The 12,347-nt window shown below is 44.3% G+C and carries 13 protein-coding genes; all 13 read left to right on the top strand.

All coding sequences use genetic code 11. The features are described from left to right. Positions 1-350: 350 nt before the first annotated feature. The 13 genes from mnmG to OE749_RS17590 all read left to right on the top strand — a co-directional run bounded on the left by mnmG (position 351) and on the right by OE749_RS17590 (position 12,190). Positions 351-2,252 (top strand): tRNA uridine-5-carboxymethylaminomethyl(34) synthesis enzyme MnmG, encoded by a 1,902-nt coding sequence (gene mnmG / locus OE749_RS17650; RefSeq protein ID WP_263713816.1) that lies wholly within the window; start codon positions 351-353, stop codon positions 2,250-2,252. Between the two features lie 3 nt (positions 2,253-2,255). Further along, on the top strand, positions 2,256-2,891 hold the full coding sequence (gene rsmG / locus OE749_RS17645) for a 16S rRNA (guanine(527)-N(7))-methyltransferase RsmG (RefSeq protein WP_263713815.1): 636 nt from the start codon (positions 2,256-2,258) through the stop codon (positions 2,889-2,891). A gap of 71 nt (positions 2,892-2,962) precedes the next feature. Then, a complete protein-coding gene (locus OE749_RS17640) occupies positions 2,963-3,748 on the top strand; it encodes a ParA family protein (protein WP_263713814.1) in 786 nt (261 codons plus the stop codon). A gap of 38 nt (positions 3,749-3,786) precedes the next feature. Beyond that, positions 3,787-4,662, top strand: coding sequence for a ParB/RepB/Spo0J family partition protein (locus tag OE749_RS17635; protein WP_263713813.1), 876 nt, complete (start codon positions 3,787-3,789; stop codon positions 4,660-4,662). 377 nt (positions 4,663-5,039) lie between these two features. Further along, positions 5,040-5,426 (top strand): ATP synthase subunit I, encoded by a 387-nt coding sequence (locus OE749_RS17630; RefSeq protein ID WP_263713812.1) that lies wholly within the window; start codon positions 5,040-5,042, stop codon positions 5,424-5,426. Positions 5,427-5,506: 80 nt separating this feature from the next. Next, positions 5,507-6,340, top strand: a complete 834-nt coding sequence (gene atpB, locus OE749_RS17625) for a F0F1 ATP synthase subunit A (protein ID WP_263713811.1) — start codon at positions 5,507-5,509, stop codon at positions 6,338-6,340. Between the two features lie 90 nt (positions 6,341-6,430). Beyond that, positions 6,431-6,652, top strand: coding sequence for a F0F1 ATP synthase subunit C (gene atpE / locus OE749_RS17620; RefSeq protein WP_026376053.1), 222 nt, complete (start codon positions 6,431-6,433; stop codon positions 6,650-6,652). Between the two features lie 47 nt (positions 6,653-6,699). After that, on the top strand, positions 6,700-7,170 hold the full coding sequence (gene atpF, locus OE749_RS17615) for a F0F1 ATP synthase subunit B (protein WP_263713810.1): 471 nt from the start codon (positions 6,700-6,702) through the stop codon (positions 7,168-7,170). A 14-nt stretch (positions 7,171-7,184) separates the two neighbouring features. Next, positions 7,185-7,718 carry a F0F1 ATP synthase subunit delta gene (gene atpH / locus OE749_RS17610; protein WP_263713809.1) on the top strand — a complete coding sequence of 178 codons (534 nt, stop codon included), beginning with the start codon at positions 7,185-7,187 and terminating at the stop codon, positions 7,716-7,718. 13 nt (positions 7,719-7,731) lie between these two features. Then, complete coding sequence (atpA, locus tag OE749_RS17605; RefSeq protein WP_263713808.1) at positions 7,732-9,273, top strand: F0F1 ATP synthase subunit alpha; 1,542 nt, start codon at positions 7,732-7,734, stop codon at positions 9,271-9,273. Positions 9,274-9,321: 48 nt separating this feature from the next. Next, positions 9,322-10,182 (top strand): F0F1 ATP synthase subunit gamma, encoded by an 861-nt coding sequence (gene atpG / locus OE749_RS17600; protein WP_263713807.1) that lies wholly within the window; start codon positions 9,322-9,324, stop codon positions 10,180-10,182. A 31-nt stretch (positions 10,183-10,213) separates the two neighbouring features. Next, on the top strand, positions 10,214-11,599 hold the full coding sequence (gene atpD, locus OE749_RS17595; RefSeq protein WP_263713806.1) for a F0F1 ATP synthase subunit beta: 1,386 nt from the start codon (positions 10,214-10,216) through the stop codon (positions 11,597-11,599). 174 nt (positions 11,600-11,773) lie between these two features. Further along, positions 11,774-12,190 carry a F0F1 ATP synthase subunit epsilon gene (locus tag OE749_RS17590; protein ID WP_263713805.1) on the top strand — a complete coding sequence of 139 codons (417 nt, stop codon included), beginning with the start codon at positions 11,774-11,776 and terminating at the stop codon, positions 12,188-12,190. Positions 12,191-12,347: the final 157 nt, after the last annotated feature.

Here is a 12,347-nt window from a genome sequence, read left to right as displayed (position 1 = left end):
CACTGATTTAAAAGAATTAAATTGACTTACCAACAGATCTTGCCGATCTATATAATAAAAATAATAAACTAAAGATCAAAAAAGAGATCTATATCTAAGTCATTTGGATCCTTTTGATCCGTAATGTGATCGCAAAGACAGTATTCATAATATTGAAAGGCTTTTTATGATCAAGAAACAAATAAAAGATCCCTTGAATAAATTTTAATCGTTTATCTTCTAACAAAATACATATAGAATATGCGCCCTTTTATTTTAAGGGGCTAAATAAACCTAAGTAGCTACAGTTGTTCTACACTAGGTTTTTAAAGGCGTAAGCGGTAATTAACGAGTTTTAACAGGGGCAGCAAATGTTCTATCAACAAGAGTTTGACGTTATCGTCGTTGGCGGAGGTCATGCAGGTACAGAAGCCGCACTGGCAGCAGCTAGGATGGGCGTAAATACGCTGCTATTGACGCATAACGTTGAAACACTCGGACAAATGTCTTGTAATCCTGCGATCGGTGGGATCGGGAAAGGACATTTAGTTAAAGAAATTGATGCCCTTGGTGGCGCGATGGCCCTCGCGATCGACAAAGCAGGGATCCAGTTCCGCACGCTTAACTCGAGTAAAGGCCCTGCTGTACGCGCAACCCGCGCACAGGCTGATAGACAGCTATATCGACAATCGATCAGGCAGATGCTAGAAAACCAATCGAATTTAACGATATTTCAGCAATCGTGTGACGATCTGATCGTAGAAAATGATCGTGTAACGGGTGTCGTAACCCAAATGGGGCTCAAATTCAAAGCCAAAACCGTTGTATTAACCGTTGGGACCTTTCTTGGAGGTACCATCCACGTAGGGTTGGAAAACTATCGTGGAGGCCGTGCAGGCGATCCACCTTCTATCGCATTGGCAGAGAGGCTACGGGATCTTCCCTTTAGGGTTGATCGCTTGAAAACCGGTACACCTGCGCGACTAGACGCCAGAACCCTTGATTTCTCAGTGATGCAGCCACAGCCAGGCGATGATCCTGTTCCCGTGTTTTCATTTATTGGTTCACGCGACGATCATCCCAAACAGATCCCGTGTTACATCACGCATACCAACAGTCAGACGCACGACATTATTCGTAGTGGTTTAGATCGATCGCCTATGTATACCGGTGTGATCGAAGGTATTGGCCCGCGTTATTGCCCTTCAATAGAAGATAAAATCATGCGTTTCGCTGATAAAGAAACCCATCAAATCTTTGTTGAACCAGAAGGGCTAAACAGTATTGAAGTCTATCCGAACGGCATTTCAACCAGCTTACCGTTTGATGTGCAACTGGCGATGGTCCGTTCAATACGAGGATTTGAAAATGCTCACATTATCAGACCTGGCTATGCGATCGAATATGACTTTTTTGATCCTCGCGATCTGAAACAAACCCTCGAAACCAAATTTTTAACGGGTTTGTATTTTGCCGGACAAATCAACGGCACGACGGGTTACGAAGAAGCTGGTGCACAAGGCTTATTAGCGGGTTGTAATGCTGCATTGGCAGTACAAAACAAAGCGCCGTTTATCTTGCGTCGTGATGAAGCGTACACGGGAGTATTGATTGACGATCTGGCTACAATGGGAACAAAAGAGCCTTATCGTATGTTTACCAGTCGCGCAGAATACCGTTTGCTCTTACGCGAAGATAACGCGGATATTCGTTTAACAGAAAAAGGTCGTCAAATTGGCTTGGTTGACGACCACCGCTGGGCTGCATTTAATGCTAAGATGGAAGCAATTGAAGCGGAGAAACAGCGTTTAAAAGCGACATGGATTCATCCTTCTCATGAGGCAGTAGAAGCCCTTAATCCACTACTGAAAACGCCTGTATCGCGTGAACATTCGCTAGAGGATTTGATTAGACGCCCAGAAATGACCTACCAGACGCTAATGACGATCGAAGCATTAGGGCCGGGGATCGATGATCCGCTAGCGGCTGAGCAAGTAGAAATTCAGATTAAATATGCTGGTTACATTGAGCGTCAAAAGGACGAGATCGCGAAGGCACAACGCCACGAGAATACCTTGTTGCCGATGGATTTTGACTACAGCACGATTTCGGGACTATCTAATGAGGTGATCGCGAAATTAACCGATGCTCGCCCCGAAACGATCGGCAAGGCGTCACGCATTTCTGGGATCACACCTGCGGCAATATCTTTGCTGCTGGTTCACCTTAAAAAACAAGGGCTTTTAAGAAAGTCTGAAAAACAAAGTGCGTAAACAATGCAGGTGAATTCTGAACTTTTGCGCCTTCTTAAGGAAGGCGTTGTAAAAACGTCGTTGACCGTAACTGAAGACCAACTTATCAAATTAGTCGCGTATGTCGAGCTAATGGATAAATGGAACAAAGCGTATAATTTAACGTCAGTGCGGGATCCTAAGCAGATGTTGGTCAAGCATATTCTTGATTCAATCGTGGTCGCCCCCCATCTATCTGGCACACACTTTATTGATGTAGGAACGGGACCTGGCTTACCAGGTATCCCACTTGCAATTATGTGTCCAGACAAACACTTTGTGCTATTGGATAGTTTGGGCAAACGCGTACGTTTTATGAAACAAGTTAAGTTTGCGTTGTCTCTTAACAATATCGACCCTGTGCAAAGTCGTGTAGAACTTTATCAACCTGAGCACCAACTTGATGGTGTGCTGAGTCGCGCTTTTGCTTCGTTAAAAGATATGTTGCACTGGTGCCAACATCTGGTAGATTCAAAGGGGGCCTTTTTAGCACTTAAAGGGCAATTTCCTGAGGACGAAATTGATGAGATTTCAGGTAGCCATCAATTGCTTGAATCTATCGTTCTATCGGTTCCTGAGCTAGAAGGTGAACGTCACTTGCTCAAAATCGTGAAAAAATAGTGCTATTCTCGCTTTTTTGATAAAGTCGTCTCCTTGGATTTAACGAATCACTAACGTAGCTGGATAACATTTTGGCCAAAGTAATTGCAATTGCTAACCAAAAAGGTGGAGTGGGTAAAACCACTACTGCTGTTAATGTCGCGGCATCAATGGCTGCGACTAAGCGAAAGGTATTGCTTATCGACCTTGATCCTCAAGGTAACGCAACAATGGGAAGCGGTGTTGACAAATATGAAGTGGAATCAACCAGCTACGAACTGCTAATTGAAGATAAGCCTGTGAGCGAGGTTATTGTGAAAGATACCTCAGGCAAATACGATTTGATTGCTGGCAATGGTGATGTCACTGCTGCCGAAATTAAATTAATGGAAATGTTTGCCAGAGAAGTTCGACTTCGTAATGCATTAGCCTCTGTCAGAGATTACTACGATTATATTTTTATTGATTGTCCACCGTCACTGAACCAATTGACGGTAAATGCAATGGCTGCTGCAGATTCAGTGCTTGTTCCTATGCAATGTGAATATTATGCATTGGAAGGATTAACAGCTTTGATGGATACCATCAAGAAACTGGCTGCCGTAGTCAATCCGGAACTTAAAATCGAGGGGGTTCTTCGAACCATGTACGATCCTCGTAACCGTCTTGCGAATGATGTATCGGAGCAACTTAAGCGTCACTTCGGCGAGCTTGTGTATCGAACTGTCATTCCCAGAAACGTACGGTTAGCAGAAGCGCCAAGTTTCGGCGCGCCTGCCATGTATTATGATAAATCATCGACAGGTGCTAAAGCGTATTTGGCCCTAGCAGGTGAAATCCTTCGTCGTCGTGACAAGACGATGAAAAAAGCTAGCTAATTCATAACCAACGAATAATTAAAACATTTGAGGAAGCCATGTCGTCGAAAAAACGCGGTTTAGGCAGAGGATTGGATGCCCTATTGGCAACCAGCCAAGCAACGCAATCAAAGCTTGAAACAGAGCAAAAACCTGAGACAAAAGGTGAATTGCAAAAACTGCCAATAGAGTATTTACAACCCGGTAAATACCAGCCTCGCAAAGATATGTCTCCAGAAGCATTGGAAGAGTTGGCATCGTCTATTCGTTCTCAGGGTATTATTCAGCCTGTCGTTGTTAGAAAGCTAGCCGAAAACAGCTATGAGATTATCGCTGGAGAGCGCCGTTGGCGCGCATCACAGTTAGCTCAATTGGACGTTATTCCATGCTTAATCAAAGATGTGCCAGACGAAGCTGCTGTGGCAATTGCATTGATAGAAAATATTCAGCGTGAAGATCTTAATGCAATGGAAGAGGCACAAGCGCTTGATCGATTAATGAAAGAGTTCGAACTGACTCATCAGGAAGTCGCCGAGGCGGTGGGGAAATCGCGTACTACAGTCACGAATTTATTAAGACTTAATAACCTGAATGATGATGTAAAGCTGTTGCTTGAACATGGTGACATAGAGATGGGACACGCTCGTGCTTTACTGTCTCTCGAAGGTGAAGTGCAAACAGAAGCTGCCCAGATCGTTTCTGGTAAAGGTTTAACAGTGCGAGATACCGAAAATCTTGTACGAAAAATGCTTGAACCACCAAAAGCAAAAGAAGAGAAATCGGTCGATCCCGATGTGCAGCGTCTTCAAACACAGTTATCTGAAACATTAGGTGCTCAAGTTTCGATCGCACACAATGCAAAAGGCAAAGGTAAGCTTGTGATAAATTTCAGTGACTTAGATCAATTGGACGGTATTTTAGCCCATATAAAGTGATCTAACTCATTGGTTTATAAAGAAAAGGCGATCATCCACAGATCGCCTTTTTTCTGTGAATATCTTTGTGTACAAAAATACAGTGAGATCAGAATCTAGATACTAGATCTTGAATAAATCAAGATGATTTTTAAATTATTTTTACTGTATTAACGAGGTACTTGGAAAGTAACATATCAGCCTTATTTTCAATAAAATTAATCTAATTTACCGTCTCTTTCGTAAGGGCTGCTAAGCACTTACAAACTGGTTTTTTTGAGAGGCGGTTTGAAATACTACAATTCTTATTCCAAACCACGTTATTCAGTTGAAAATTTGCCACAAATCGGTATACTTTTGGCGCTTTTTGTAAAGGTTTGAACGGAACGCAGGAAATAGTGGCAAACATCTTGGCTCAAAGTGGCCGACAGTTGGCTGCGAAAGTTATCGTTTTTCAAAGTCTTATAGCGGGCCTTTTCGCCTTGTTTGAGTTTATTCAAAACGGCGAAATATCTGGGGTTTCGGCTATTTGTGGTGCGATTATCTGCATTCTTCCTAATACGATTTTTGCCCGTTTCGCATTTCTTCATTCAGGTGCGAGCCAAAATCAGCAAGTCGTACGTAGTTTTAACAAGGGTGCAAAGCTCAAACTTTTACTCACAATGATTTTATTTGTTGTGGCATTTAAATTTTTGCCGATTGAACCGTTGACGGTTCTTATCGCATATGCCCTGACAACGGCTTCCCAATGGGTGGCCATGCTGATGTTCAGACACAATAACTAACGATTTTTTCGTGTGCACAAATGAACAGCAGTAAAAGAAAGATAAAAACGATTTTTAAACTTAAACATTTGGGTTAATCAATGGCATCTGAAATTACTACCTCAGAATACATCAAGCACCACTTGACCAATGCCAAAATGTGTACTGCTGATGGCGGCATCGCATTTAACAAAGCCTGTGCTGACGCTGGGTTTTGGACATGGCACGTTGACACCTTAGCGTGGTCAATTGGCTTGGGCATACTTTTCCTTTGGTACTTCCGTTCTGTCGCCAAAAAGGCAACAACGGGTGTACCTACTAAAACACAAGCGTTCGTAGAATTAGTTGTCGACTTTGTTAATGACAATGTTGTGAGTACGTTCCACGGCCGCAGTGCGTTAATTGCACCCCTGTCCCTTACCATCTTCGTTTGGGTATTGTTGATGAACCTGATGGACCTTGTTCCAGTTGATGTACTACCTTCAATTGCAGGTCTTATCGGTCAATATGGTTTTGGTATGGACCCGCACGATGTTTACATGAAAGCTGTGCCTACTACCGACCTTAACCTTACCTTTGCTTTGGCGATCGGTGTGTTCTTCTTGATTATATTCTATTCAATCAAGATGAAAGGCGTAGGCGGTTTCATGAAAGAGCTTACTATGCAGCCGTTTGGTCATTGGGCATTTATTCCAGTGAACTTCATTCTTGAAACGGTAACCCTACTTGCCCGCCCTCTCTCGTTGGCGCTACGTTTGTTCGGTAACCTTTACGCAAGTGAATTGATCTTTATTCTTATCGCAACACTGGGTTTGTGGCAGCTACCTCTGCATTTCCCTTGGGCGGTATTCCATATTCTTGTTCTTCCTTTACAGGCGTTTATTTTCATGATGTTAACCATCGTGTATTTGAGCTTGGCGAGTGAAGACCATTAATTGATAAGGCTCTGATTACCTTCAGAGCCTAAAAACATTTTCTTAACTTTAACTTTTAACTTTTAAATTAACTAAAAATTGGAGACATACATGTTATACATCGCTGTTGCTCTACTAATCGGTATGGGTGCTCTAGGTACTGCTATCGGTTTCGGTTTGCTAGGTGGTAAATTCCTTGAATCTGCGGCTCGCCAGCCAGAACTTGCACCTCAACTGCAAGTTAAAATGTTCATCGTAGCGGGTCTTATCGACGCGATCGCGATGATCGGTGTTGGTATCGCTCTATACCTATTGTTCGCTGTTGGTGCTTAATTTTTAATCTTAGGTTTTTAGCGAACAACTAATGAGGAGGAGCGGTCGTGAACATTAACGCCACTCTTATCGGCCAACTAATTGCTTTCGCGGTTTTCGTATGGTTCTGTATGAAATTCGTATGGCCACCGCTTATGGAAGCAATCGAAAAACGTCAGAAGGATATTGCTGACGGTTTGGCCAAGTCAGAAAGAGGCCAGAAGGAACTTGAACTTGCTCAGGAAAAAGCAACTGAGCAATTGAAAGAGGCCAAGACTCAAGCAGCTGAAATTATCGAGCAAGCCAAGAAGCGTGCGTCACAAATTGTTGACGAAGAAACGCAACGTGGTCATACCGAGCGTGAAAAAATCGTTGCGCAAGGTCAGGCAGAAATCGAAGCTGAGCGTAACCGTGCAAAAGAGGAACTTCGTAAGCAAGTTGCTGCATTAGCAGTAGTTGGCGCTGAGAAAATCCTTGCGCGTGAAATCGACGCAGCTGCACAAAGTGACATAGTTGAAAAACTTGTCGCTGAACTTTAACGAGGGGAAGAGCTATGTCTGAATTGACAACTATCGCTCGCCCCTACGCTAAAGCTGCTTTCGACTACGCGGTAGAGAAAAACGCTGTTGCCAAATGGCAAGAGATGTTGGCTTTTACAGCTGAAGTTGCAAATAACGAGACTATGCAGGGTGTCCTGACTAGTTCGCTTGCATCTGACAAGCTAGCAGAAGTATTTAACAACGTCTGTGGCGAACAACTCGACCAGCATGGCCAGAATCTGATAAAGCTTCTGGCCGAAAACGGACGCTTACAAGCGCTTCCTGAAGTTTCTGCCATGTTTGATAGCATGAAGGCTGCATATGACAAAGAAATCGACGTTGACGTTACGTCAGCAGCAGAATTGTCTGATGCACAAAAAGCAGAACTCAGCGCGTCTCTTGAAAAACGTCTTGCACGAAAAGTTAAGCTGAATTGTAACGTGGACCCTGCATTGGTCGCCGGTGCTGTGATTAAAGCCGGTGATATGGTTATCGATGGTTCCGTAAAATCTAAATTGAACCGTCTGGCAGACGCGTTACAAGCATAACGGGGAAAAGAGCATGCAACTGAATTCCACTGAAATTGCAGAACTGATCAAAAAGCGAATTGAGCAGTTTGAAGTAGTAAGTGAAGCTCGTAACGAAGGTACTATCGTCTCAGTAACTGACGGTATTATTCGCATTCACGGCCTTGCAGATGTAATGCAAGGTGAGATGATTGAGCTTCCTGGCAATCGCTACGCTATCGCATTGAACCTTGAGCGAGACTCTGTTGGTGCGGTAGTTATGGGTCCTTATGCGGATCTACAAGAAGGTACTAAAGTACAATCTACAGGCCGTATTCTAGAAGTACCTGTTGGTCGTGCACTACTTGGCCGTGTTGTTAACACGCTAGGTGAGCCAATCGACGGTAAAGGTGCTATCGATGCAGAAGGCTTCGAACCTGTTGAGAAAATCGCACCGGGTGTTATCGAGCGTCAATCAGTAGATCAGCCTATCCAGACTGGTTATAAATCTGTTGACTCGATGATTCCAATCGGTCGTGGTCAGCGTGAGCTTATCATCGGTGACCGTCAAACAGGTAAAACAGCGATGGCTATCGATGCCATCATTAACCAGAAAGGCACTGGCGTTAAGTGTGTATACGTAGCGATCGGTCAGAAAGCATCTACCATTGCTAACGTTGTACGCAAGCTTGAAGAGCACGGCGCAATGGCGCACACCATTGTTGTTGCTGCATCAGCGTCTGAGTCTGCTGCGCTACAATATTTGTCAGCGTACTCTGGTTGTACAATGGGTGAATTCTTCCGTGACCGTGGTGAAGATGCATTGATCGTATACGATGACTTGTCTAAGCAAGCTGTTGCATACCGTCAAATTTCATTGCTTCTTCGTCGTCCTCCTGGTCGTGAAGCTTACCCTGGTGACGTATTCTATCTTCACTCACGCCTACTAGAGCGTGCTGCTCGTGTAAACGATGTTTACGTAGAGAAGTACACTAACGGTGAAGTGAAGGGCCAAACTGGTTCATTGACTGCGCTTCCTATCATTGAAACGCAAGCAGGTGACGTTTCGGCATTCGTACCTACTAACGTAATCTCAATTACTGACGGTCAGATCTTCTTGGAATCTGATTTGTTTAACGCAGGTATCCGTCCGGCTGTTAACGCTGGTATCTCGGTATCGCGTGTAGGTGGTGCTGCGCAAACAAAAATCATCAAGAAACTTGGTGGTGGTATCCGTCTAGCGCTTGCTCAGTATCGTGAGCTTGCAGCGTTCTCTCAGTTTGCTTCTGACTTAGATGAAGCAACACGTGAACAGCTAGAACACGGTGAGCGCGTAACAGAGCTAATGAAACAGAACCAGTATGCACCGCTATCTATCGGTGACATGGCTATTTCATTGTTCGCTGTTGAGAAAGGCTTCTTGAAAGACGTAGAACTGAATAAAGTGCTTGATTTTGAAGCATCTCTACACTCTTTCGCTAACAGTGAATACGCTGACCTAATGAAGACTATCAACGAAACCGGTAATTACAACGGTGAAATTGAAGCCCAGCTAACTGAAGCTTTGGAAAAGTTCAAAGCGACACAAACCTGGTAATCAAACGCACTGCCTCGGCAGTGCAACGTGTAAATATCGGAGATAGTCATGGCTAGCGGCAAAGAGATAAAAGGTAAGATCGGGAGTATCAAGAATACTCAAAAGATCACCAGCGCAATGGAAATGGTTGCTGCGTCTAAAATGAAAAAGGCGCAAGACCGTATGGCTTCAAGCCGTCCATACGCTGACAATATGCGAAAAGTGATCGGTCACTTGGCGCACGGTGACCTTGAATATCGCCATCCTTATTTGGAAGAGCGCGAGGTTAAGCGTGTTGGCTATATCGTCATCTCTACCGACCGTGGACTATGTGGCGGTTTGAACACTAACGAGTTCAAACAAGTCACAACAGAAGTGAAGCAATGGCAAGACAAAGGCGTTGAAGTAGATTTTGCAGCGCTGGGTTCGAAAGCTTGTGCTTTCTTCGGTCGTTTTGGTGGAAACGTTCTAGCAGCAGAGTCTGGCCTGGGCGATAAACCAAGTGTTAAAGATGTGATTGGTACCGTTCGTGTCATGCTTAAGGCATTTGACGAAGGCAAAATTGACCGCCTGTTTTTGGTGTTCAACCGCTTCGTTAACACAATGTCTCAAGAGCCTAAGATCGATCAACTATTACCTTTGCCAAAGTCTGATGATAAAGATTTAGAACACCGTTGGGACTATATCTACGAGCCAGATCCAAAGCCTATTTTGGAAGCACTTATGGTGCGCTACGTAGAGTCTCAAGTATATCAAGGCGTAGTTGAAAACGCTGCGTCAGAGCAAGCTGCTCGTATGGTTGCAATGAAAGCCGCCACCGATAACGCGGGCAACCTAATTGATGACTTGCAATTGGTATACAACAAAGCGCGTCAAGCCGCGATTACGCAAGAAATTAGCGAAATCGTTGGTGGTGCGTCTGCGGTGTAGGCAAAGGTTAAAAAATTAATGAGGACTAAACATGAGTCAAGGTAAGGTCGTCCAAATCATTGGCGCCGTTGTGGATATCGAATTTCCACAGTCTGCGGTACCCAAAGTATATGACGCACTAAAAGTTACCGACGGTGACTTACAAGGTCTAACCCTTGAAGTGCAGCAGCAGCTTGGTGGCGGTGTTGTTCGTAGTATCGCTCTAGGTACTACAGACGGACTTCGTCGTGGCATTGCTGTAGAAAACACAGGTGCTCCTATCTCAGTTCCAGTAGGTAAAGCGACACTAGGTCGTATCATGGACGTGTTAGGTAATCCAATTGATGAAGCTGGCCCAATTGGTGAAGAAGAGCGTATGTCTATTCACCGTGAAGCGCCATCTTATGAAGATCAATCAAGTGCAGTTGAACTACTTGAAACAGGTATCAAAGTAATCGACCTAGTTTGCCCATTCGCTAAGGGTGGTAAAGTTGGTCTATTCGGTGGTGCTGGTGTAGGTAAAACTGTAAACATGATGGAACTTATCCGTAACATCGCGATCGAGCACAGCGGTTACTCAGTATTTGCTGGTGTTGGTGAGCGTACACGTGAAGGTAACGATTTCTATCATGAAATGAACGAATCTAACGTACTAGATAAAGTATCGTTGGTTTACGGTCAGATGAATGAGCCACCGGGTAACCGTTTACGTGTTGCTTTGACGGGTCTAACAATGGCAGAGAAGTTCCGTGACGAAGGTCGTGACGTTCTTTTCTTCGTTGATAACATCTACCGTTATACATTGGCGGGTACAGAGGTATCTGCACTTCTAGGTCGTATGCCATCAGCAGTAGGTTACCAGCCTACTCTAGCTGAAGAAATGGGTGTACTTCAGGAGCGTATTACGTCAACGAAGACGGGTTCAATCACATCAATCCAAGCGGTATACGTACCTGCGGATGACTTGACTGACCCTTCTCCAGCTACGACGTTCGCTCACTTAGATGCAACCGTTGTACTTTCTCGTGATATCGCATCTTTGGGTATTTACCCTGCGGTTGATCCACTAGATTCAACTTCACGTCAGCTTGACCCACTCGTAATCGGTCAAGAGCACTATGACACTGCACGTGGCGTTCAGTCTGTACTACAGCGTTATAAAGAGCTTAAAGACATCATTGCAATCCTAGGTATGGATGAATTATCTGAAGAAGATAAGCAAGTGGTATCTCGTGCTCGTAAGATCCAGCGTTTCCTATCTCAGCCGTTCTTCGTTGCTGAGGTATTCACTGGTTCACCTGGTAAGTACGTATCGTTGAAAGACACAATCAGTGGCTTTAAAGGCATTCTAGCGGGTGAGTATGATCACCTTCCAGAGCAAGCCTTCTACATGGTTGGATCTATCGACGAGGCTATTGAAAAAGCGAAAGGCATGTAATATTTAATGTGATTTTGCACAACGTTGTGCTTAAAAAAGAAAGTGTTCAGATAAAAAACATCTTTGCACTTTCTTGCAAAGCAAGCAACTATGCAAATCACATTAACCTTCTTATTTGAAGGCGACATTACACGCTGGTTTTTTCTAGCTTATAAACAACCTTTAGGAGGTTAAATGGCAGCAATGACAGTACATCTGGATGTGGTAAGCGCTGAAGAGAAAATCTTCTCAGGTCGCGTAGAAACCCTTCAGGTGACGGGTAGTGAAGGTGAGCTGGGGATTTACCCGGGTCACGCGCCTTTAATCACCGCCCTAAAACCTGGCATGGTTCGCTTGGTGAAGCAGCATGGCCACGAAGAGATGATTTACATCGCTGGTGGTATGCTTGAAGTTCAACCAGGTAACGTGACTGTTTTGGCTGATGTTGCGGTTCGCGCTGAAGATCTAGACGAACAGGCAGCTCAGGATGCAAAACGTCGTGCTGAAGAACATATTGCCAACGCAGGTTCAGACTTCAATTACGCAGAAGCCGCTGCAGAGCTAGCAGAAGCAATAGCTCAGCTACGCTTGATTCAGAAACTACGCAAGTAATTGAATCGACATGTTTCATGTGAAACCCGGCTCTACGCCTAATGCCGATCAGTTAAGCGGCAATAGTTAAAAAATCTAAGGATCGGTTGACCGATCCTTTCATAAGTTCAAAATCCGATGATCACTAGTCATCGGATTTTTTTATGCGATTTCACCA

Source organism: Fluctibacter corallii, from assembly GCF_025751585.1.
Taxonomy (GTDB): domain Bacteria; phylum Pseudomonadota; class Gammaproteobacteria; order Enterobacterales; family Alteromonadaceae; genus Fluctibacter_A; species Fluctibacter_A corallii.
Note: the sequence above shows the minus strand (reverse complement) of the source record. Positions and strands in the feature narration are given on the sequence as shown.